Source organism: Microbulbifer variabilis (genome assembly GCF_052468405.1).
The window spans coordinates 1,908,231-1,932,143 of the sequence record NZ_CP174343.1; the positions used below are offsets into that span (position 1 = coordinate 1,908,231).

The window sequence follows — 23,913 nt, forward strand, 5'->3', positions numbered from 1 at the left end:
CTGCTAAAGAGTAGCCATCAAGATGCAGACTATGCGTTTACTTGAAACTACGCGAAAGATGCAATTAGGCATACGATGTCAGTGTTGCTTTCACTCACAATAGAAAGAATGGAACTTTTTTCACACCTTACTCATAGCCCATAAAAAGCTAGCAGATGTCAAATACAACTAGGCACTAAAACCAATTAAAGGGGCATAGAGGGGCGAGGCATCATAAGCCTAAAGCTTAAATAACGATCGCTTAATAAAAATATGAATTAAGAGGTACAAAAGTACATAAATACTATACGTTGGGCAGGATACTATTTGCCTTGTTTAGTAACAGGTTTAAGAACTCGGCTTGACTAGTTCCAATATCACCCAAAAGCCTACCAAGAAAAATCCTCTAAGTTTTAGTATCACATTGATGAGCGACCAGCTTTCTGAGAGCCATTATTACTAGCTTTAATAGCCAGTGATTTACAGCACCCAGCTATAGTTTGGGTTTTTCTGCCGCAAGAAATGACCGGCAAATCAGAACGAAGTTAATATAGGCAGCTTATTTCAAAGAGTCACCCTAACTTACTTTCTGAGTCAATCATTCGCGCACCATCCACATCACGCACCGCATAATTAAAACCCGGGTGAATACAGTGAGCACCATAATTACCGGCTTTATCTAAAGCCAGGAAACCCACCTGGAACTTCTTATAGTCCCCAAGCTTGCGTGCAATACGCTCCACCGCCTCACGACAGGCTTCTTCCGGTGTATAGCCATGACGCATCAGCTCCACCACTTGATGGCAACCGACAGTTTTGATCATTAGCTCACCCATGCCGGTGGCGGTAGCCGCACCAACTTCATTGTCGACATAGAGCCCGGCACCAATAATTGGTGAGTCCCCTACCCTCCCATGCATCTTGAAAGCAGCGCCGCTGGTAGTACAAGCACCTGAAAGATTGCCGTCCTGATCCAAGGCTAAGATGCCGATAGTATCGTGGTTTTCAATGTTGATTACCGGCTGGTAACGGGACTCGCGCTTCCACTCACGCCAGGCGGCTTCGGCTTTCGGGGTTAGCAGGTTCTCAATTTCAAATCCCTGTTCAACGGCAAAACGTTGCGCACCCTCTCCAACCAACATCACATGTGGAGTTTCCCCCATCACCTTTCGCGCAACCGAGATGGGATGCTTGATACCCTGTAAAAAAGCCACTGAACCACAATCTTGTTTGTCATCCATAATGCAGGCATCAAGAGTCACTACACCATCGCGATCGGGAAAACCACCATAGCCAACGCTGGTTACCTCAGGATCACCTTCCGGCACTCGCGCACCGGCCTCGACGGCATCCAAAGCCCTGCCACCCCCAGTGAGAACCTGCCAAGCTGCCTCATTGGCAGGGCCCCCATGGTTCCAGGTTGATATGACTACCGGCTTTTTTCCCTTCTTCGTATAACGCCTTGCCATAGCTGCCACTGAAGATGTTGCCAGAGCACCAGCAGTGCCCAGGAAGGAATATTTCAGGAATTTTCTTTTGCTGATCACGATAATTTATCTCAAATGGAAAGCGCACAGATACAGTAATGTATCTGTGCGCCGTAGTTATGGCGAGATCAGAAGCTGTAAGTCAGCCCCATGTAGGCGCGGCGGCCTGAGTAGGAGGAACCCAAGACCCTGTTTTCCTCGCCCCAATACCTATCCACCTTCTCTTCGGTGAGATTAATAATGGAGGCAGTGAGAGTAAGATTTTCCATCAAACTATAAGAAGCATTTACATCAAGTTGATCATACTCATCAGTAAATGTATTCACGCCGTTGCTATAGCCATCCGCATAGGCGCTGCGATAGTTGTAGGAAGCTCTCACACTGAAAAGGTCATTCTCGTAGTACACCGATAGGTTGTATTGATCTTTAGAAGTGCCCGCAATTTCTGTTTTGATTGTTTCACCGCTTTCGAGGTCGAGGTTGGCCAGTTCGGTATCCGTATAGGTGTAGTTGGCTAAAACCCCAAAACCGTTATCAAAGGCATATTGCACAAACAGCTCGGCACCCTGGGCGGTGGCATCGGTGCCATTAACAGGCATCGACATGTTGACATTCCAAGTGTCACCATCGATTTCCCTGGTAACCAGGGAGCTGCCGTTAATTACGAATGATGCAATATCCTTCCTGAACAAGGTCACTCCCATTGCGGAAGCATCGTCAAAGTACCACTCCAGGCCTAAATCAAACTGATCTGCCTTATAGGGTTCTAATTCGGAGTTCCCCGCAAATCCATCTCTCACAGTCGCTCCTGGCAATGGAGCGTGTATGGATTCAGAGCCACCGAGGTCATCATAATTCACTCGGGCAACAACCCTTGCGAGGGCTGCACGCATTACCAAATCATCGTTAATATCCCAAGCAATATTGGCGCTTGGCAGAAAATCGGTGTTACTGCTGTCGCGAATATTGGGCTCATCTTGCAAAACCCCGTCAATATTGTCATAAGTGCGGGCATATTGTTTGGTTTTTACCGCGCGAACACCAAAATTACCGCGCAAAGTGGCAGAGGTAAAATTCTGCTGTACATAGGCTGCAATAACTTCCTCACCGATACGATAATCCTGGTCCCGCTCTACGATAACTGTAGGATCACCATAAGTCTCATAGAGAAACTCTTTTAGCTTCTCAAACTCCAGGTAGGCAAAGTTGGGCACTTTTACGCCACCAATAATATTGTCGAGTGAGCCACTGGAAAGGATATCAATCGTATCCGGAACGCCATTAGGGTCAGTGTGGAAAGAATCATCCGGCCACCAGGGATAACAGGCCCCCTCAACTCCGCCCCAATTAATAGTAGGGCACGGTAGGTTATCGTCGTCCCAGGATTGTTTGGTGATCCTACGATTAATTTCGTGATCGCGGTATTTAAGTCCTACATCAAGGGAAGTCAGCCAGCCGTAATCCATATCAATAGAAACATCTAGCTGGTAATAGTTTTCATCATCCTCACTGCTGGTCCAATGAGAAGAGAACCAGTCGTATAAGGGGTAAGTATTGGGATCTCCCAGATCCGCACTGGTATCAATCTCTGCTGTACCACTGCTTAGATCCCAGCTCCAGTCAGTCACAGTGCCATAGCGAGAGTTTACTGAGGCAAACAATTTCTCGGAAGGGCCGCCTTCCGCACTTGTGCTGCCCACAACCATTCGCACGCTATAGCCATCCCCTTGGTAAATAGCATTAAAGTCCAAGGTATCTGATACATACTCTGCTCGCGTGTAGTCACCGGCTACCTGAGGAGACTGCAATTCTGCCTGCCCTCTATCCAGCATACCAATACCGAGTAAGGTATCGCCATCTTCATCAAATTTAAGGCTGCCGGGAGCAATTGCATTACCGTAGTTCCACTCAGGAAAAACAATACGATAATTCTCCGAATTACCACCCTGTTCAAAGCGAAAATAATTGACACCAAGCTCAAGTTGCTCAACCGGACGCCACTGGGCACTGAGCTGAATTCCCTCTCGGGTACGCTCCTCCTCAAAGACACTACCTACTACTGCTCTGGGTGCATAGAAATCTCGGTACTCATTACCATCGATATCTACCATAGCCCCCCTGGCCTCTACGCCATCGTGCGGCTTTTCATCACCTTGCCATCCCCAGTTTTCTGTAGTGGTGCTAATCACCCGGTTCTGACGATCCTGCTTGGAATAACCGACTAATACACCAAAGGTTTCCTGATCATTTTTCCATGAGTAAAAGCCGGTGTATTGTGGCTCATACTTTTCAGTGACATCCGCATAGGTTGTCTCAACTGATAGCATGCCCTCCCCCGCATCTAGATCCAGAGGTTTGCGGGTGTGCAAAATGACAGTTCCGCCGATTCCGCCTTCATCCAGCTTTGCCTCAGGGCTCTTATAAACATCTGTACGAGCAATCATTGTTGCTGGCAACAAAGAATAATCTAGTGAGCGTGACGGCTCATCTCCCGGAGTGGCAATGTAGTTACCATTAAGTTGAGTAAAAGTAAGTTCAGGGGCCGTACCACGAATACTTACCCGGGCACCCTCACCGCCACTACGGACAATAGAAACTCCCGGCACTCGCTGCAAGGCATCGGCTACGTTTTTATCGGGGAACTTGCCAATATCCTCAGCAGTAATTGAATCCACCACAGCATTAGAAAAACGCTTCACATCGAGGTTTTTCTCCATACTCTGGCGAATACCCATCACCTCTACTTCTTCGAGAACCAAGCTTTCCTCTTTTGCTTGCTCCGTATTCTGTGCTTGCGCCATACCAACAACACTAAATAACACCAGTGCGCTGGCAGATGTGCGTAATAGTTCCGCCCTACGATTTGTATAAAGGGTTTTCTCTTTCATTGCTGAGCATCTCTTTTATTATAATTCTCGAGCTTTCCGTACACCCTCTTGACTCGGCATATCCACATACCAAGCTCTCGGAATAACCCGGGTTTTAGGTCTGCCTGTCCCTGGCTTATTTTTTTGAGCCCCCTTCCCTAGGGGTTAAGGCCATGTACCGCTATCAGCTATCCAGGCCAAGTCGCTTTAGTACTTCAGGCGGTGCTCCAGGGAAGCTGGCCATAGGTCTGTTACCCACATAGCCGATATCCGCCATACCTTCCTCGGTGGTATAGAAAGCGGTAGATGCAAGAACCCTCACTTTGGCAAAGAAACGCGCACCGGCCTGGTATTCTGGCTTCGCGGTGCGAGTCCATTTGATGTCCTCACAGATGGCCGTTTTTTGAGATTCATTCAACTCGACAAATGAGCCTTGAAATCTGCGCCTGGACTCTCCCTCGAGCCAGACAATCCCACCGCGAATCGTGACAAGATCTGCTTTATTATTGGAATAAGGCGCACTCACGTATTCATTGATGTAATGCTGAGCACCAACAGAAGAGGCGCTCGGGGAAATTGCATCCGCGGGAATAATGACATCACAGAGCGCAGCCAGTACCGCTAATTCATTCTCATCTAGCTGCATTTCCCAAGGCACAACTGGATTAAGAAGATCTGGATCCGTGGGCGTCCCCCTGGCTAGCGTTTGTTTCGGAGCATCCAGGTTTTTAACTGCAGGCTTTGCCGCAGGTTTGTCCTCCCTCACTACAACCTTTTCAGCAACTTTCTCAGAGCAGCCAATTACCGGAACTGCAGCGGCGGTGGTAGCAATCAAACGCAGGGCATTACGGCGACCAAGGTTGGTTTTTTCCTCGCTCATCAGATATTCCTCTTCTTGAATTGGTCCACGATGTAGTCACAGGTACGCCAAGCCAGGGCCATAATGGTCAGGGTTGGGTTTTTATCGGCATTAGAAACAAAGGGGGCGCCGTCAGTTAGGAAGAGGTTGGGAACCTCCCAGGACTGGCAGTAAGGGTTGAGCACAGAATCTTTTGGGTTGGAGCCCATGCGCGCGGTGCCGACCTCATGAATGATGGCACCACCGTTGATAATTGCCTTGGCACCATCAGTCTGTACAGTTGTGGTCACATTGCCGCCCATACCTTCGATAATTTCGGCAAAGGTTTTGTGCATGTGGGCAGCCTGATTAAGTTCCTGGTCACTCCATTTCCAGTGGAATTTCAGAACCGGGATACCCCACTGGTCGACCTGGTCCTTATCAATTTCACAGTAGCTGTCATCATTGGGGATCATTTCCCCACGACCGTCGAACCAGACAAAGGAACCGTAATAGCGTCGGCAGGCCTCTTTTAAATCCTTACCGTAGGCACCTTCGGTGAAATCACCCATACCGCCGAAGGCACCAGCTCCAGGCATACTGCGGCCACCACCGAATTCAATGTGATAACCCCGAGCAAAATCCAAGTCTCCGCGCAACTGCTCTTTGTACAGCCACCAGGGCATATACATATGCATTGCCGACGCGCCATCTTCGTTATGAGCGGGCATGTTTTCCAGGGCTGGAATCTGGCCACCTACTCCCGCGCCCACAGTATCCATCAGGTATTTGCCTACAACACCACTGCCGTTGGCGAGACCGTCTGGGAATAAAGTGCTTTTTGAATTGAGAAGAATGCGTGATGTCTCGGCGGCACTGGCCGCAACGACAACTGCGCGGGCACTGGCAAACTTTTCCTGACGGGTGTTTTTATCAATGTAAACAACCCCGTTGGCTTTGCCTTTCTTATCAACGGTAACTTCGCGCACCATTGCGTCAGTTATGATGTCAAGGTTGCCTGTGGCCAACGCAGGAGGCAGCAGTACTGTGGTGGACTGGAAGTTCGCCTTAATGGAACAACCGCGACCACAGGGCGTGGCCCAAAAACAGGCAGCACGGGATTTCATCGATTCACGGGTTACATCCTGGGCAAGCTTGTTATCGGGGAACAGTTTCTGCGGAATATTTTCATGGTCGAGGCGCTCACTGAGAATGGCCAAGTGTGAAGGGATCACGGGGATACCCAACTTGTCACAAGCTTTTTTCGCTAGCAGTTCATAAGCGCGAGGGTTGGGGGGCGGCAATAATACGCCGTCGGAAGAATCCGGGGTATTTTCCAATCCCTCATTGGTGCCGTAGACACCAATGAGCATCTCGGTTTTATCGTAGTACGGAGCCAGATCTTGATAGCTGATAGGCCAGTCAAAACCGAGTCCATCCCTTGAGTACGGCTTAAAGTCGTATTCCCCCATGCGCAGCGAAATACGCCCCCAGTGGTTCGTGCGGCCACCTAGCATACGCGCTCGCCACCAGTCGAAACGCCGGCCTCTCTCCCGGGATCCCTGGGTATAGGGCTCGCCTGGCACCTGCCAGCCACCATCCACTGTCGCATCGTAAAAACCGAATGGTTTTTCCGGCGTGCTACCACCGCGCAGGGGGGCGTCTTTGGGCAGATTAAACATAGGGGTTTCCTTGACCGGGTCATAGGACCGCCCCGCTTCCAGCAAAAGTACCTTTAAACCTGCTGTGGCCAGCACATAGGCAGCCATACCGCCCCCTGCACCAGAGCCGACTATTAAGGCGTCGTACTCTTTATTCTCAATATCTTCACTCGCCATAACATCTCTCCTGCATGACCATTTATTTTTCTTCTGACCGGCTAAATTCCATCAATTGGGAACATTTTTCTGTAACCGGTTACATTATTAGAGTATTTTTCTCTTTGGATGAACAACTATCAAGTCTGAATTTTTAATTTATCGGTGTTAAAGACTGATTTCTTGAAGAAAGCAGACATTAAAGTACATATTTTCAGGTTAGGTAAAATTAAAAATATGTAACCGGTTACATCTGTAAGTAAATTTTATCAATTATTTTCATTTAATTACGTGGACACCTCCATCTTCCTACCAAGATGTTCTAGCAACTGTTTTGTTGCCATAATTCCGTGGTCCTCATCTCCCGGCCCTTCAAATTCAATCCCAACATAACCCCGATAACCCGCATCGCGAATGATCCGTAACATTCGAGCAAAGTCCGTGTTGATTTCACTTCCCGCTGAATCGAACTCAAAGCTTTTGGCACTGATACCCTGGGCAAAGGGCATAAGTTGCTGAACTCCCAAATAGCGATCGTAATCTCCGAAGTTTCCAAAGTCCGGCAAACTGCCACAGTTGGGCATATCTACACGGTGAAGGACCTGTGACAGCCACTCCCCGTTAGATGAGTAGCCACCATGGTTCTCAACAATCACATTAATATTAAAATCCTGGGCAAATTCCGAAAGCGCGCGCAGCCCCTCAACAGATGCTTTAGCCACCTCTTCGCGACTCCCCTGTCCTGCGGCATTTACTCGTACAGAATGACAATCGAGATGTTTAGCCGCTTCGATCCATTTGTAATGGTTCTCTATCGCCTGCTTTCTCTTGCCTTTATCAGGATCACCCAGGTCGCCCTCTCCATCAACCATAATTAACAGACTGCGAACATTATGGTCTTCTGCCCTAGCCTTCATTGCGGTGAGAAACTTCAAGTCCTTTGCCTGATCTTTAAAGAACTGATTTACATACTCAACCGCTCCAATTCCAAAGACTTTGCGCGTTTTAACCGGAAAGTCCAGAACCTTGAGAGTACCACTTCGCAGTTGCCGATGCAGGGACCACTGAGCCAAGGAAATCTTAAAAAATCTTTCACTTCCCGCGCTGTGGCTACGACCAACAAACCCCATAAAAGGGGCAGCCAGTCCCAAAGCTGCCAGCCTTGTGCTATTTGCCAAAAACCGCCTTCTATTGATAGTCATTACCGCTCTCCTATTTGGGAAAACTCTGCAATGGGTTTCGAGGGGTTATCGGTTGAAGCGCTACCCTCCCGGTTTCCTTGCAAAGAACGGCGAAAGCCACTGATTGCTCCCCCCAGATCTTCGCCCAAACGGCGAATCTTGCCGCTGCCAAACAATAAAACTGCAAGCACCAGTACTATCAGGATTTGCCAGAGACTGATTCCTGAAATACCCATTAGCTTATAGCTCCCGGATTTTTATATTGCGATACCAGACTTTATCGCCATGGTCCTGCAAAGCGATATAGCCACTTTCAGACCGCGCAAAATCAGGATAATTTGAGAACTTGCTGCCCGCCAAACGCTTGCCCCAATCTTCTGACCAAAGCTCGTAGCTAACAATCTTGTTGCCATTTAACCAATGTTCTACCTTGCCGTTCTCTACACGAATACGAGTTTGATTAAACTCTCCCGCAGGCTTAACGCTCTCTTCACTGGGCGCATACATATCAAATACTGAGCCGGCGCTGTGGCTTGGCTTTTCCAGATTGGGAAACGCGGCATTGTCCAACACCTGGTATTCCATGCCACTCATCCAAACTGGTGCATCTCCATCAGCGACGCGATAAATAATGCCGCTGTTACCGCCCTCAGAAATTTTCCACTCCAGCTGCAATTCAAAATCTGCAAACTGCTCAGCGGTTACCAGGTCCCCAGCCCCTCCCGCGGTCAATACCAGATTGCCATTAACAACCTGCCAGGCACCGCCAATCTGTGAGCCATTTGTTCCAGTCCAACCCTGTAATGTCTCACCATCAAACAGGTAACGCCACTCTCCATCCGCTTGTTGGATGCTCGACTCGGGCACCCGCTCGCAACCTGCAGCACCCAGCATCACTGCTGCTGCAATCGCTACGGATATTTTGGATCTGGTTTTAGTAAAGTTTTTCATCATTATTATCTCCACACCTATTGGCTGTTATCTAATCAGTGCCATACTTTTCAGGGCAACGGTCCTTGGGAGCCTGCAATTCTCAGTTGTCCCGACAAGAGGCTGTGCTTTCCCGCTCCACTAGCTCAAATGGCAAAATAGTCCGGCTGGATTTCAATGGCTTACCATCGATAATCAATCGCAGCGTTTCCATTGCGTAGCGGCCTAACTCCTCCGCGGGCTGGTTAATCGTGGTCAAAGGCGGATCTGTAAATTGGGAGAATTCAATATTATCGAACCCGGTAACAGACACATCTTCCGGCACCCTGAGGCCCATCCTCTTCACCTGATGCACTGCACCAATAGCCATCTCATCGTTCATACAAAAAATGGCAGTTGGCCGACGGGGAGTAGATAGCAAAGTCTCTGCGCCTTCCTGTCCAGATGTCATAGTGAATTCCCCATGAACAACCATTTCAGGATCAAGTCCTAACCCACGTTTTTTTAGTGCATCAGAAAACCCAGACAGTCTGTCTCGGACTATGGGGCTTTGCGAGGGCCCGGTAATAACCCCGATGCGGCGGTGCCCCATCTCCATCAAGTGACGCGCAACCTCCTGTGCCGCGCCATGGTTATCCAACTCCACCACCGGATACCGATCATCTTCTACTATGCGCTCACAGGCATTCACCAACGGAACAGATGCAGCCAGGTTCGCATCCTTCTCTGCAAACGGATAACGACTACCAAGCTGGATAACACCGTCCGCTTGGTTGGTTAACGCCATACCTGCATAAAATTGTTCATTGGTGGAATCCCCTTTTGTATCCCCCAGCAGCACCGAATAGCCTTGATCCTGCGCCGCTTTCTCAATTCCGCGAATGACCCGGGAAAAGAATGGATTGGCTATATTGGGAACTAATACCATCACTGCGAATGACTTTCCCGAACTGAAGTTCCGCGCAAGGAGGTTCGGCCGGTATCCGGCCTCCTCCACGGCTTTAAGCACCCGCTCTCTGGTTCGCGGAGAAACCATCTGCGGATCTTTTAACGCCCGGGATACGGTCGCGACCGATACACCGGAGCGACGTGCAACTTCGCGAATATTTGACATAGTTTCCTGCTAATTTCTTATTAGTAGGGGGTTATTTTCGCACAGACGGATATCATCTACTGGTTACCCGTAACTGCTGCTTCCGTTTTATTGGCTGTTTGCCTTCGATCCCACAGCCAAATAAAGGCAAAAATAGGGAGCAGGATAAGTGGGACTACTGCCAAAGACTGGAATGACTCTACAGAAGCGGTTGCCAATACCGCATCCAACTCATCCCCACTCAGCTTTTCAAAGGCCTCCAAGCCCCCCGCTGCCTCAATCTTGGCATTGTCAAAAATAGCTCCAAGCTTTGGCAGAACAAATTGGATAGACATACCACCGGCAAAACCCAGCAACCCCAGAAACAATGCCCCTCCGCGCACAAAACGCTCGGAGACTGTGGCCAGCATAGTGGGCCACATATAACAAACACCAATGCCCCAGACAGTCGCTGCCAAAAATGCAGTTACTGGCGTCCTAGCCATACCCAGGCAATAGAGCCCAATTGCGGCAAGGAGACTGCTTAACCATAGAAGTCCGATAGGAGACAGTTTCTTTGCCAACTGCCCTGCAAAGTGGCGCATCACAAACATCAACATACTGACATAAACAAGGATAAGGATACCCTTCATGCCAACTACTCGGGATAGGGTCAGGTCTACCCACTGCCCAGGGGCCAGCTCGGTTGCGGCGGTCAGCCACATACACACCCACAGCAGGATAAACATCGGCTGCTTGAATACCTCTTTAAACATTTCGCCATAACTGATACCGGAAGAAACCCGTTCAGTAACTGGGAAATCTGTTTTAGCCACAAGCCAGGCCATAACAACAGCCGGCAGTGCCAACACGACAAGGTTCAACTGCCAGGGAAGCTCGAGGGCAGAGATTGACAACCCCAGTAATCCTCCAACCACAATGCCCGCAGGCCACCAAGCATGTAGTACGTTTAAACGTTGCGTTTTATTATCTGGGTCGACTGCAGCAACCATAGGATTACTGGCTGCCTCCACGGCACCCCAGCCCAAGCCTGTCAGTAACAGGCCAGCTAGAACGAGACTCTCTACCCCCTCCCCTGGAGTCACCATAGATGCCGCAATAATAAGCAAACTGCCCAATACATAACCTATAGATGAGAGCATCAACATTCGCTTGATGCCGACCAAGTCCACAAGTGCGCTTCCAAATAGAAGTGTGAAAGCAAATCCAGCAAAGGTAATACCAATTGCTTCACCGAGCATAGTGGTGGAGTTAGCTAGGTCTATATGGTTATAGATATCTTCCTGCAAGTTAGTGGCTATCACCGTCCGCACAGCCATGCCCAAGCCAATCATAAAAATGGAGAGATTACCCACCAAGAATATTCTCTTGTTCTGGGGCGTTATCATCGTACTCATCTATCCAGTCTCCGCATGATTTATTGTTATTAATTGTTCACTTGGTTTGGCAAAATTTAATCCAACCCCAAAATCCGACGATTTCGCGCGCGATCTGTTTCTGCACCAGCAAAATCATCAAAGGCCTTCCCTGCCACAGTAATCAGGTGATCCTGAATAAATGGTGCACCCTCACTGGCCCCCTGCTGTTGATCCTTAATACAACACTCCCATTCAAGTACTGCCCAGCGATCGTAACCGTATTGGGTCAAGCGGCTGAAAATCCCGCGGAAGTCCACCTGACCATCGCCCAGGGAACGAAAACGGCCAGGTCTTTCAATCCAGGGAGCATACCCACCATAAACTCCAGCCCTACCACTCGGATTGAATTCAGCATCTTTCACGTGAAACGCCTTGATTCGTTCGTGATAGATGTCGATAAAAGCCAGGTAGTCCATCTGCTGCAAAAGCAGGTGACTGGGGTCATAGAGAATATTCGCTCTTGGATGGTCCTCCACTTCGTAGAGAAAACGTTCAAAAGTCAGCCCATCGTGCAGATCTTCACCGGGGTGGAGTTCATAACAAACATCAACCCCAGCACTGTCAAACGCATCCAATATGGGGCGCCACAGCCGACCCAATTCGCGAAAACCTTCTTCAACCAGCATTGTCGGGCGCTGGGGCCAGGGATAAAAAGTATGCCAAAGCAGTGCGCCAGAAAATGTAGCATGGGACTTTAGCTTTAGGTTCGCACTGGCCCGAGCAGCCAACATCAGTTGATTGCTTGCCCACTCGGCACGGGCTGGCAAGTTGCCTCGCACTTCCTCCGGGGAAAAAATATCCAGCATCTCTTTATACGCGGGATGCGCTGCAACCAGCTGGCCCTGCAAATGCGTGGACAGTTCTGAGATTTCCACCCCCGCCTTCTCACAGACCCCCAGAATATCGTCACAGTAAGCCTGACTATCGCTGGCCAGCTCGAGATCAAAGATGCGCTTGTCCCAAGTGGGAACCTGAATGCCTTTGTAACCCAGATCCGATGCCCAGCGGGCCATGGACTCCAGCGAAGCTGGTTGATCGCTCGGAGGGAGGAACTGGGCGAGAAATATTCCGGGCCCCTGAATTCTGGGTGCCTTCATTTATTCTTATCCTTTTTACTGCTGTACTTATTTACCTCTGCAACCAATCAATCCTTCCTGGGTGATCAGCTTGCTCCTTTTGAAAAAACACAGTGCTGCCTTTTCAAAAGTGGACTGGCACTGGGCCGACATCGACACCTCCCTGTGCCGTACTAACTGCCGGACTTCCACCCTGCCAGAGGCTCCTAACTTGTTTGAAAATGAATCGGTACGATTTAGCTGTCTATTCCCAATACGGTGCCAGAGACACCCAAGAAGAGTTCGCGCGACTGCTTTCCAATGCACCGCGTACAAATGCCATAGCTCGGACACCCGCATCAATATTCCCAACGACAGAACTATTTTTAATGGGCAGTTCTTGCCGGCGGCATCGAACCTGGGCTGCAAAGTCGCGGTAAATATTCGCAAAGGCCTCTATATAACCTTCGGGATGCCCCTGCGGGGTACGGCAAAGAGCTCGGACATCGTCATCCAGATATTCACAGTCAGCACCAGCCTTCAAAAAGGCCACTGGCTGACCCCTACGCTTTAACTGCAATTGGTTAGGAGATTCCTGCTCCCAGAACAGTGAGCCATGTTCGCAATAAACACTGATATTCAGGTTATTCCCTTCCCCACCACAGACTTGGCTGGCTGTAAGGGTGCCGCGCGCACCCTGATCTAATTTAAATAGCGCCGCGCCATCATCATCCAGCGCCCTTTTGTCGACTACCGATTGCAAGTCCGCACAGACCTCAGAGATACGCTGACCGGTAAAAAATTCGACCAGGTGGTGAGCGTGGGTACCAATATCGGCAAAACAGCCACTTTCTCCCGAGCGTGTGGGATCTGTTCGCCAACTGGCTTGTTTACTTCCGCTGGAGTCACCAGCCAATGCCAACCAGCCTTGTGGATAGGCAACAGTTACCCGGCGGACTTGCCCAAGCTCTCCCCTGGCTAAGATTGCCCTGGCCTGCGTCACAAGAGGATAAGCTGCATAGGTATGAGTCAAACCGTAGAGATGGCCACTCCGCACGACCTCGTTTTTGAGCGCAAGAGTTTCCTCAAGAGTGGAAGCGGCCGGCTTATCGGAAAGAACATGAAACCCCGCCCGCAGTGCAGCAATAGAGACTGGTAGATGTAAATCATTGGGTGTTACCACGGAAACAAACTCTATGCGCTCATCAACAGCACGCTGGGATTCCTCCAGAAACATCTGCTCATAACTCTGGTAAACGCGCTCGGGGTTAAGGCCCAACTTCTCTCCGCTGCTACGGCCACGCTCGGGATTACTGCTAAAACATCCCGCCACCAGCTCTATTTCACCGTCAAGGGAAGCAGCCATACGGTGGATTGCGCCAATAAAGGCACCCTCTCCACCACCAACCATGCCCATTCTTATTTTTTTTCCCATACCACTTCCCATATAGCTGCCTCTGGCAACCTGGTTCTTATTGTTTTGGGTTTCTACCCGGCCAAATACCTTGCCTCCATACTCAGGTCTTGTACTTCTTCCAAGAACCCTTTCAGAAAATGTAACCGGTTACATTTGTTTTTAAGATACAGAAAAAACTTACAGTTGCAAGCGACAGTTTCATTGCATGTTGTTTATTTTCCCTAGAGAGCAGGGTACCAATATCCACCAGCGCAGAGGAGTTACACTGGTTTACTCATTCGAGGTGTTAATAATCAGTCGTGGTAACCCACTTTTCGGGCGAAGCCTTCCCAGGATTGCCAATTAAGCTCCTGGCTCTGCCACCTATTCTCTATCGGGTGGCCGATCCCCGGGCCTGGGGGTAATCCACTGTCGGCGCCCGGCTGGGGGTGGCAGCTTTTGAGCTTGGTACGCACCCACTTCCCAGCATCTTCAGCGACGTTAGCGGCCAATCCCCAATGGTTTGGCCACACTGCAAGGAAGTTTTGCAGACCAAAATCGTCCAGTTGATACGGAGTGGGATACTCCAACTGCACCAACAGATCACCATCTGGCCCTGGTGCATCAGTTTTCCAGCCTGCATATACCGACCACTGGCAGCCCTGCGCCCAGGCCTCAAAGGCCACCATCGCACTGGAAAGGCGCTTAAAAGATGCACAAAGTAAATCATTCTCTATTTCTGGTGGGATGCGCATATCGACAACACCCGCTTTGAACTTGGGAACTTCTGGGTTAAGTGTAAGAATCCAAAGCCCCTCCCCACCTTCCAGCGGGTGGTACATCACTATCAAGTCGATCAAGAAAGCTGAAACCGGGGGAATATTGGGACCGCGAGCCAAAAGCATATGCAGAGGCCGTACTAGCTGCGCATTTTGTACCTGCTCTTCCGCCACACCCAACTGCCGAATCACCTCTGCATTGCCCGCACCGCAGGCAGAAATCACAAGCTCTGGCCTTACTTCGCAAGAGCGGCCACCGATATCCAGGGTTACCTGTTCAATACCTGAGCCCGCGAGCTGAAATGATGCCAGCCGTCCACTATAAATATGTTTTCTCATGGGCTCGCTGACACTGAGGTAGGCTGCGGCTCCATCGAAAACAAGATCATCAGGAAATCTGAACCTGCGATTTGGTGGTAAACCGTCCGGATCAAAGATCTCCGGCAATTCCACCTCCTCTGAGGGAATAGCCGCTCCAGCCCAGTTACCTTCAACTGTCTTTAGAAAGTCTGGAGTCAGCGCTGCATGGAAATCTGTTATTCGACTATTCACACCGCTATTAGCAAGTTCTTTGTGCCAATGCTGCGCGGCTGTCCTATAAATCTCAGCAGCTTGGGGGTTCGCGGCGTTCCAACCAGAGGAGAAGTAACCGTGGAAATGCAGAGATTCGGCATCACCCAACTCGTCATCGGCCAGTATCACCGAATACTCTGGTATCAGCTGTCTCATCAGGGTTACTCCCTGAATCCCTCCACCAAGAATCAAAACATCAACAGGGATAGTCTGTGACATAGGTGAATCCATTTGAGTTGAAAGGAATGGCCTCAATAAGCCTTTTAAACTCTCTGTTGCTGGGTAAATAGTAGCCTGCCCCCTCCCTATCAATACTGAGTTCCCGCCCTTCTTTCGGCCTATTACGAAGAATCTGTGAACTTAATGTGAAAAGTTCACCCCACTAGCAAATTAGTTAATCCGTTCCAGTTAACTCTCCGTAAAGAGGGGGTCGCTACGGCACTACAGCAGTAGTGACTGAACAAGCAATCAACAAGGAAGCGTAACTATGAATGGCTTTGCAAAAGGTTTGGGAATCGCTCTATTGGCTTTTGCTGCTCAGCTCTCTTGGGCAGAGGGGGATTCAGAGCTTGAGACAGTACCCTACGTGGATGTTCATCAGTATGTCGGTAAGTGGTACGAAATTGCCAGGCTTCCCCAGATATTCCAACCCGCATGCACCGCTGTAACCGCGGACTATGGGCTGAATGATGACGGCAGTATCAGCGTGTTCAACTTCTGTCGAATCCTGCACCCGAAATACGGGTTCCCTATTAGCGTGCAAGGCACTGGTGTTCCTATTGATGAAACCAATAGCAAACTTGCCATCTCGTTCTTTAACGGCCAGTCCACTGGCGACTACTGGATATTGGAGCTGGACCCGAATTATCAGTGGTCACTGGTAGGTGACCCCGATCGCAGCAGCCTTTATCTCCTGAGTCGATCTCCCCAGCTGGATGAATCAATTATTGATGAGCTGCTTGGTCTTGCTGTCACTAAGCATGGCTACAACATCGATCACATCATAATGACTAAACAGCCAGCACATTAGGCTCTCTTTCATTAGCGCGTGGGCTTCTCCTGCTCACGCGCCCCGTTAATTTAATAAATTACATTAACTTTATTTAATCTATAATATTCATATAGTTACGATGTATATTGAAAGTAATTTATAGAAAATTAAGGCTTAATTTTCCCTGGCCACCAGGCTGACAGGTGGCACCCTACCCCCAGGAAATAGTCCTCCCCCCTGCAAAGCAGACAAACTTCACGACTAAAAAATGATCAACCAAGACCCATCCTGCGGATAGCCGTATGGCTCATCAGCTGCCAATCGACTGGAGTTCTGTGGGTGCACTAAAACCGGGGCTCGAGAGGGGTGGTAGCAATCGCTGTCAGTTCAACACTATGGTTTACGCCCCAGTGCCCAGTTCCACTGGACACCCGCGCACCAGAAGATGTATCAGAGCGGGACTATTAGCTGATCAACCCTGCGGCTCTTTTCTGACACCTCCTGGGAGTTACTCCAGTTGACGTTCAGCGTGTACAACCGGGCGGTCAGATAGATCAGATTGACTATTTAGTGGTCGAAGTCAGCAGTGATTATGGTGATGACCATACATATCTGTCGTTCATAATTGAGAAAAAATGCCCTACGCGACAAGAAAAAGGGAAATCTATTTTGCTAAATCTGCCCAAAGCGGGAAGGATCCATCTCTGAATAGAGGTATTTCATGCCCTTCGGAGCTTTCAGCCTTTATACTTGTCCTAAGCTATAGGTCGCCAAGCCATAAAGGCTGGCCTCCTATGAAGTAGGACGTATAAAGAGACTCCCTATGCTTACCAATCGGATCGCCGCACTATTTTCCGGCTTCTTGGTCATTGGCCTGCTTTCCACAACCGCTCTGGCAGAGGCCGAGCGCCTGGCTCCAGAAAAGGACCAGGGCAGCACCGCCAGAGAGATAGTCAGCAAACTCGAAATGCTGCACTACAACAAAATAAAGGTCGGAGACGAAATGTCAGAAGACCTCTGGAATGAATACATTGATGCTTTGGACCCCACCAAAAGCTACTTCCTCAACTCAGACATCAATGAGTTTCGTGAGTGGCAAACCAGGATGGACGACCAGTTGCGCGCTGGTGACGTAAAAGCGGGCTTTGAGATTTACAATCGCTTCCGCCTGCGCATGGGCGATCGCCTCGACAATATTTTGTCCCAACTGGAGAAAGGCCTCCCAGACTTTGACTTCACTCGCGATGAGTCACTGGAGCTTGATCGAGAGAAAAGTGAATGGCCGAAATCAATCAGCGCTGCCGATGACCTGTGGCGTAAACGCCTGAAAAGCAGCGTTCTGAACCTGCGTCTCACAGGAAAAACCGACGAGGAGATACGCGATCTTCTGGAGCGCCGCTATAAAGGCCAGAAGAAGCGTCTCGAGCAGCAGAATAGCGATGATGTATTTGAGCTCTATATGAACTCACTCACACGCCTCTATGATCCTCACAGTAATTACCTGTCCCCGCGCTCATTGGAAAACTTCAATATGAGCATGTCCCTCTCGTTGGAGGGCATCGGTGCTGTACTTCAGGCAGACGAGGAGTACACCAAGGTGGCCCGCTTGGTTGCAGGTGGCCCGGCTGATCGCACTGGCAAAATAAAGCCCAACGACAAGATCGTGGGTGTTGGCCAGGACAAAGAAGGTGAGATGGTCGATGTCGTAGGCTGGCGCCTGGATGATGTGGTTGACCTGATCCGCGGTAAGGCCGGCACTTTTGTTCGTCTCGAAACTATCCCGACGGGCGGTGACGGCACTCACAAGACCATCCTGATCAAACGCAGCAAAGTGAAGCTGGAAGATCAGGCGGCTAAGAAAGCTGTGTTTGAATTCTCCGACGGTAGCCAAAACTACAAGATTGGCGTGATCAACCTGCCGACCTTCTATATAGACTTTGATGCCTATCGCCGCCGTGACCCCAACTACAAAAGCACCACTCGTGATGTGGCCAGGCTGTTGAGTGAACTGAAAGAGGAGAATGTCGATGGCATTATCCTCGACCTGCGCAACAACGGCGGTGGCTCGCTGCAAGAAGCCACCATGCTCACCGACCTGTTTATTGACCAGGGACCGGTGGTGCAGATCCGTCATGCCAATGAGCAAATTTCGCGGCATAACCGCTCACGCTCCCGTGCTATGTATCGCGGCCCGCTGATGGTATTGATCAACCGCCTGTCAGCTTCTGCCTCTGAGATTTTTGCCGGAGCTATCCAGGACTACAACCGCGGTCTGGTTGTCGGTAACCAGTCGTTCGGTAAAGGTACGGTTCAAACCATGGCACCCCTGAAAGAGGGACAGCTCAAGATTACCCAGTCCAAGTTTTACCGCGTATCCGGTGACAGCACCCAACACGCCGGGGTAAAACCGGATATCCCCATGCCACAGCTGATTGATGCTGAAAGCGTTGGGGAGAGCGCTTACGATACCGCTCTACCCTGGGATCGCATCCATGCCGTGCCTCATGCAAAGTACTTCAACCTGAAGACTCTGATTCCAAATTTGATGACCAAGCACAACAAGCGTACGGCATCTGATCCGGACTTTATCTTCCTGCGCGACCAGTTCGAATTTGAGAGCGAGCGCGCTGATAAGAAGTACCTATCACTCAATGAGGTAATGCGCGAACAGGAACGTGAGAACGTAAACCAGCGCCTGCTCTCTATGGAAAACCGCCGCCGCAATGCGAAGGGTCTCGAACCCTACGAGAATTTCGAAGCTTACGAAGAAAGTGAGTCAGAAGATGTCGCAGCTATCGGTGGTCCGGTTGAGATCAAGCTCGAAAAAGATCCAATCTTGAATGAAGCCGGCTATATAATGGCGGACTTTATCGGGCTAGCCACTAAGGCCAGCAAGGCCCCGCCTCAAGTAGCGAACTTCTAATTTGTAGCAGGTGCGCCTTGCGTGCCTGCTCCGCTAGTAACTCCAGGTCGGGCAAGCCCGGCCTTTTTTATTTTTGGGGGAATAAATGAAAGTCGTTTCCTTTAACGTCAACAGCATTCGTACACGCCTGCATCAGATGGAGGCACTGGTAGACAGCCATAAGCCGGACATAATCGGCTTGCAGGAAACCAAAGTTACCGATGAAGATTTTCCGGTAGATGCAATCCGGGACCTTGGCTATGAGCTAATCTACTTTGGCCAGAAAACCCACTACGGCGTCGCCCTACTCTCACGCCTTCCCTTTGTCGATCGAGAGTACGGCTTCCCCACTGATGATGAAAATGCCCAACGCCGTATGGTTATGGGTAAATTTGATATCGGTGGCAAGGAGCCGCTGACAGTGATTAATGGCTATTTTCCCCAGGGTGAAAACCGCGAGCATCCGGTAAAATTCCCGGCCAAGCAAAAGTACTACGCAGACCTTGATACCTTTTTGCAGACCACCTGCAAACCCAATGCTCCAGTACTGGTAATTGGAGATATGAATATTTCCCCCAGTGATCTCGACATCGGTATTGGCGAGCCCAATCGCAAGCGTTGGCTTCGCGACGGCAAGTGCAGCTTTCTGCCAGAGGAGCGCGAGTGGCTGCAGAAAATCGAGGCATGGGGATTGGTGGACACTTTTCGTGCACTTAATCCAGAAACTAACAATGTGTTTAGCTGGTTTGATTACCGTAGCCGCGGGTTTGATCGCGATCCCAAGCGTGGTCTGCGTATCGACCTGATCATGGCTAGCAACCCTCTCATGGAAAAGTGCATCGCTACTGGAGTAGATTACGATATACGCGCTATGGAGCGCCCTTCTGACCACGCCCCGGTTTGGGCCGAATTTAAGCTCTAACCACCTTCTAATGAAAACCGGGATCTGTTCCCGGTTCTTTTCCTCTTTGAATATATGATTTTCCATATATAATAGAAGGAGATAAAGCTGGCAGGTGCAACGCTGTGAAGAAGCGGGTTTTGTTTATCTGTGCTGGGAACTCAGCCCGATCGATTATTGCTGAGGCGCTACTGCGTTATCACTCCGGGGGCTTCTTCGAAGTTGCCAGTGCAGGTACCAGCCCAAAACCCGTGGATATTCGGGCAATCAGCGCCTTGAAACGCTTTGGGATACCCATACAAGGATTGTATTCCAAGTCTCTGGATGAAGTATCCAACCAGAGTTTTGACCTGGTGATCACCCTGTGTGACAAAAGCCAAAGAGAGTATGTACCTTCGCCCACCCATAGCAAAATAATCGCTTGGGACTTTGAAGACCCGGCCACGCGCCATTGCTTCAAGCCATTTTACACAACGGTGAGAGAGCTAAGCACTCGTATTAAATTGTTTGCCTTGGTGCAAACCAAAACTGCCAAAGTAGCTTAACAGAAGCCTGGGGGGAACTTTGAATCCAGTTCAGTTTTACAAGTGCCTTGCTGACGATACCCGCCTTCGCACCCTTCTATTAATCGCTTATGAAGGTGAGCTTTGCGTGTGTGAGTTGACCGCTGCCCTAGGCCTTAGTCAACCGAAAATTTCCCGGCACCTGGCCCTTTTACGCAGCGCGGATCTTTTACAAGACCGGCGTCAGGGACAGTGGGTTTTCTACCGTATCAATCCAGCTCTAAGCGACTGGACAAAAAATATCCTTCAAGACACTTTACAAGCAAACCAGCAGTTCATCGCCAAGGATCTACGGAATCTGTTCCAGATGGGGGAAAGGCCCGAACGTGCGAGTCTGTGTTGTTGATGGCCCTAACAGTACCCTATTAACTGTAAAAATTTGCCTGTATATATATGAATTTCCATATATATGGATTCAAGGAGAAATATAGATGACGATAAAAGTCGGAATCAATGGTTTTGGCCGTATTGGTCGATTGGTACTGCGCGCAGCATGGGACTGGCCGGACATAGAGTTTATTCAGATTAATGACCCCTCAGGCGACGCCCATACCCTGGCCCACCTCCTGAATTTCGACTCTGTCCATGGCCGCTGGCACAACACAGCGAAATCCACTGATCACACTATTGAAATAGATGGCCTCAAAGTAGCGTGCAGTGCGAATACCGAAATCTCCAAGACCGACTGGAGCCGCTGCGATCTTGTCATTGAAGCCTCTGGTAAAATGAAAACCTCTGCAATTTTGCAAGCGTACCTTGATCAAGGCGTAAAACGGGTGCTTGTCTCCGCTCCTGTTAAAGAGGCCGGTGTGCCCAATATTGTCCTGGGGGTGAATCAGCATATTTACGATCCCGACAAACACCCTATTGCTACTGCCGCTTCCTGTACCACTAACTGTCTAGCGCCAGTTGTGAAAGTCATTCACGAAAACCTGGGTATTAAACATGGCTCCATCACGACCATTCACGATATTACCAATACCCAAAGAATACTTGATGCCCCCCACGCAGATCTGCGCCGGGCCAGGGCGTGTGGAGCCAGCCTGATCCCGACAACTACAGGATCAGCCACAGCTATAACTGCGATTTTCCCTGAGTTGACTGGCCGGTTAAATGGCCACGCCGTACGTGTACCCCTGGCAAACGCCTCGTTGACCGACTGCGTTTTCGAAGTCGAACGCCCCACCACAGCCAAGGAAGTTAACCTGTTACTGCAAACCGCCTCGAAAAGGGAGCTGAAAGATATTCTCGGCTATGAGGAGCGCCCTCTGGTATCGGTGGATTACAAAACCGACCCACGCTCCAGCATTGTCGACGCTCTCTCGACCATGGTGATCAATGGTACCCAGGTTAAAATTTATACCTGGTATGACAACGAGTGGGGGTACGCAAATCGTACCGCGGAACTAGCCCGGATGATCGGAAACATGGATCGCTGATTAAATCTGGGGAGCCTAGAAGCCAGCAATATTACAATATTGGTAAAGTTCAGTTCGATGCAGTTACTTTCCTCTTTGCCCCTGCCAGTTCGCCAGTATTTGCTGGTAACTGGCAACTATTGGTCATTTACCTTGACCGATGGCGCCCTGCGAATGCTGGTGTTAATGCATTTCCACAAATTAGGCTATGCCCCGCTGGAAATCGCATTGCTCTTTCTTTTCTATGAATTGTTCGGGGTGATCACCAATCTTGTTGGAGGTTGGCTGGGTGCCCGCCTCGGCCTCAACCGCACCATGAACACAGGGTTAATGCTGCAGGTAATAGCTTTACTAATGCTGCTGGTACCCTCAAATCTGCTCTCTGTCCCCTGGGTGATGGGTGCCCAGGCCCTGTCAGGCATCGCCAAGGACCTCAACAAGATGAGTGCGAAAAGTGCTATCAAGTTGTTGCTCCCGGCACATGCCCAAGGTCCGCTCTACCGTTGGGTAGCCCTGCTTACCGGCTCCAAGAACGCCCTTAAGGGATTGGGATTTTTTCTGGGTGGGGTCCTGCTCGCTCTGGCGGGATTTCGCGGTGCTATCCTGATCATGGCCATATGCCTGGCAGGGGTTTGGATTCTCAGCAAGAAATTTCTTCGCAGGGATTTAGGAAAGGCTAAAGCCAAGAAGCGCTTTCGCGACGTATTTTCCAAGAGCCGAGCAGTAAACGCCTTAGCTGCCGCTCGGCTATTCCTTTTTGCTTCCCGTGATACCTGGTTTGTCATTGCCCTGCCAGTTTTCCTGGCGAGCCAATTTGGCTGGGGGCATTGGCAGATAGGCGCTTTCCTAGCGGTCTGGATAATCGGCTATGGAGCTGTACAAGCATTAGCCCCAAAAATCACAGCCAGTATTTCCCCGAAAGCCCCAGATGGCAGGACCGCCTTATACTGGTCAGCTGCACTGGCAATGGTCCCAGCAACAATAGCCTTGGCATTGCACTCCGGTATTCATCCCCTGCTTACAACCCTGTCGGGGCTGATGGTTTTTGCCTTCGTATTCGCAATCAATTCCTCACTACACAGCTATCTGATTGTCTCCTATGCGCGAGAAGATGGAGTTTCAATGGATGTAGGCTTCTACTATATGGCAAACGCCATGGGGCGCCTACTTGGAACCCTATTGTCCGGGTGGATTTTTCAGATAGCAGGAATTGAAGCCTGCCTGATAATTTCTTCTATATTCTTAATGGCAACTGCGCTGATATCCCTGGCTCTGCCAAAACAGGGAGATGAAGATAGCCCTGCCGCCACTGTTGTCAGCTAAGTGCAAATTGATTCCTCAAAGCCGACTAATTCAGCAACGGGATAGATCCTTCCCGCTGAATCACAGCCAGTGATCATCACCAAGGCACCAAACAAAGTAACTTTTGATGTTATCTGGATCCAACTCCACATACATCCCCCTGCAAAACATAAGCTCCAGACTTGCTCTGGGCAAAATCAATCCATAAATCCGCAACTCGCCCAACGGATACCTAATCCATGGAAACTTTATTCATTAAAAGCCATTGAGCCTTAAAGGAAAGGACTTTATCGGGGCCAATGCTGACCAAGGAACAGTTGCCCCAACAGGCAATAAACCTGCAAGAGGGACACCTGGCGGATAAAGCTTCCACATGTAGGGTAGGAAATCGGCCCGTATCTTTCCATGCCAAGTTAGCACCAA

The 23,913-nt window shown here is 49.8% G+C and carries 19 protein-coding genes; 7 read left to right on the forward strand and 12 right to left on the reverse strand.

Annotated elements, in window-relative coordinates; all coding sequences use genetic code 11:
* Positions 1-551: 551 nt before the first annotated feature.
* From ACJJJB_RS08685 to ACJJJB_RS08740, 12 genes are all read right to left on the reverse strand, one after another.
* Positions 552-1,526, reverse strand: coding sequence for an isoaspartyl peptidase/L-asparaginase family protein (locus tag ACJJJB_RS08685; RefSeq protein ID WP_445366073.1), 975 nt, complete (start codon positions 1,524-1,526; stop codon positions 552-554).
* 68 nt (positions 1,527-1,594) lie between these two features.
* Entirely contained in the window at positions 1,595-4,354 is a 2,760-nt protein-coding gene (locus ACJJJB_RS08690; protein WP_445366074.1) for a TonB-dependent receptor, read from the reverse strand.
* A gap of 163 nt (positions 4,355-4,517) precedes the next feature.
* Positions 4,518-5,213 (reverse strand): gluconate 2-dehydrogenase subunit 3 family protein, encoded by a 696-nt coding sequence (locus tag ACJJJB_RS08695; RefSeq protein WP_444946738.1) that lies wholly within the window; start codon positions 5,211-5,213, stop codon positions 4,518-4,520.
* Positions 5,213-7,009, reverse strand: a complete 1,797-nt coding sequence (locus ACJJJB_RS08700; protein WP_282953435.1) for a GMC oxidoreductase — start codon at positions 7,007-7,009, stop codon at positions 5,213-5,215. Before ACJJJB_RS08700 ends, ACJJJB_RS08695 begins: the two co-directional genes overlap by 1 nt.
* Positions 7,010-7,275: 266 nt before the next feature.
* Positions 7,276-8,190, reverse strand: a complete 915-nt coding sequence (locus ACJJJB_RS08705; RefSeq protein ID WP_445366075.1) for a sugar phosphate isomerase/epimerase family protein — start codon at positions 8,188-8,190, stop codon at positions 7,276-7,278.
* Positions 8,190-8,405, reverse strand: a complete 216-nt coding sequence (locus ACJJJB_RS08710) for a twin-arginine translocase TatA/TatE family subunit (protein ID WP_020412851.1) — start codon at positions 8,403-8,405, stop codon at positions 8,190-8,192. Before ACJJJB_RS08710 ends, ACJJJB_RS08705 begins: the two co-directional genes overlap by 1 nt.
* 4 nt (positions 8,406-8,409) lie before the next feature.
* The gene (locus ACJJJB_RS08715; protein WP_353376224.1) at positions 8,410-9,123 is read right to left on the reverse strand and encodes a 3-keto-disaccharide hydrolase; all 714 of its coding nucleotides are present in this window, start codon (positions 9,121-9,123) and stop codon (positions 8,410-8,412) included.
* A 79-nt stretch (positions 9,124-9,202) separates the two neighbouring features.
* Positions 9,203-10,213: a LacI family DNA-binding transcriptional regulator gene (locus ACJJJB_RS08720; protein WP_444946736.1), complete on the reverse strand. Its 1,011-nt coding sequence runs from the start codon at positions 10,211-10,213 to the stop codon at positions 9,203-9,205.
* Positions 10,214-10,269: 56 nt separating this feature from the next.
* Entirely contained in the window at positions 10,270-11,589 is a 1,320-nt protein-coding gene (locus ACJJJB_RS08725) for an MFS transporter (protein ID WP_353376225.1), read from the reverse strand.
* 56 nt (positions 11,590-11,645) lie between these two features.
* On the reverse strand, positions 11,646-12,707 hold the full coding sequence (locus ACJJJB_RS08730; RefSeq protein WP_444946735.1) for a sugar phosphate isomerase/epimerase family protein: 1,062 nt from the start codon (positions 12,705-12,707) through the stop codon (positions 11,646-11,648).
* A gap of 223 nt (positions 12,708-12,930) precedes the next feature.
* A complete protein-coding gene (locus ACJJJB_RS08735; protein WP_444946734.1) occupies positions 12,931-14,100 on the reverse strand; it encodes a Gfo/Idh/MocA family protein in 1,170 nt (389 codons plus the stop codon).
* Positions 14,101-14,375: 275 nt separating this feature from the next.
* Positions 14,376-15,632 (reverse strand): FAD-dependent oxidoreductase, encoded by a 1,257-nt coding sequence (locus tag ACJJJB_RS08740; RefSeq protein WP_445366076.1) that lies wholly within the window; start codon positions 15,630-15,632, stop codon positions 14,376-14,378.
* Positions 15,633-15,900: 268 nt separating this feature from the next.
* Here ACJJJB_RS08740 and ACJJJB_RS08745 point away from each other — a divergent pair, with 268 nt between their 5' ends.
* From ACJJJB_RS08745 to arsJ, 7 genes are all read left to right on the forward strand, one after another.
* Positions 15,901-16,443 (forward strand): lipocalin family protein, encoded by a 543-nt coding sequence (locus ACJJJB_RS08745; protein WP_445366077.1) that lies wholly within the window; start codon positions 15,901-15,903, stop codon positions 16,441-16,443.
* Between the two features lie 784 nt (positions 16,444-17,227).
* Complete coding sequence (locus ACJJJB_RS08750) at positions 17,228-19,327, forward strand: carboxy terminal-processing peptidase (protein ID WP_020412860.1); 2,100 nt, start codon at positions 17,228-17,230, stop codon at positions 19,325-19,327.
* A gap of 85 nt (positions 19,328-19,412) precedes the next feature.
* Positions 19,413-20,228, forward strand: coding sequence for an exodeoxyribonuclease III (xthA, locus tag ACJJJB_RS08755; RefSeq protein WP_445366078.1), 816 nt, complete (start codon positions 19,413-19,415; stop codon positions 20,226-20,228).
* Positions 20,229-20,332: 104 nt separating this feature from the next.
* The gene (locus ACJJJB_RS08760; protein ID WP_445366079.1) at positions 20,333-20,752 is read left to right on the forward strand and encodes an arsenate reductase ArsC; all 420 of its coding nucleotides are present in this window, start codon (positions 20,333-20,335) and stop codon (positions 20,750-20,752) included.
* A 19-nt stretch (positions 20,753-20,771) separates the two neighbouring features.
* Positions 20,772-21,116, forward strand: coding sequence for a metalloregulator ArsR/SmtB family transcription factor (locus ACJJJB_RS08765; protein WP_020412863.1), 345 nt, complete (start codon positions 20,772-20,774; stop codon positions 21,114-21,116).
* A gap of 85 nt (positions 21,117-21,201) precedes the next feature.
* Positions 21,202-22,209 carry an ArsJ-associated glyceraldehyde-3-phosphate dehydrogenase gene (locus tag ACJJJB_RS08770; protein WP_445366080.1) on the forward strand — a complete coding sequence of 336 codons (1,008 nt, stop codon included), beginning with the start codon at positions 21,202-21,204 and terminating at the stop codon, positions 22,207-22,209.
* A 57-nt stretch (positions 22,210-22,266) separates the two neighbouring features.
* Positions 22,267-23,511, forward strand: a complete 1,245-nt coding sequence (gene arsJ / locus ACJJJB_RS08775; protein WP_445366081.1) for an organoarsenical effux MFS transporter ArsJ — start codon at positions 22,267-22,269, stop codon at positions 23,509-23,511.
* Positions 23,512-23,913 lie beyond the last annotated feature (402 nt).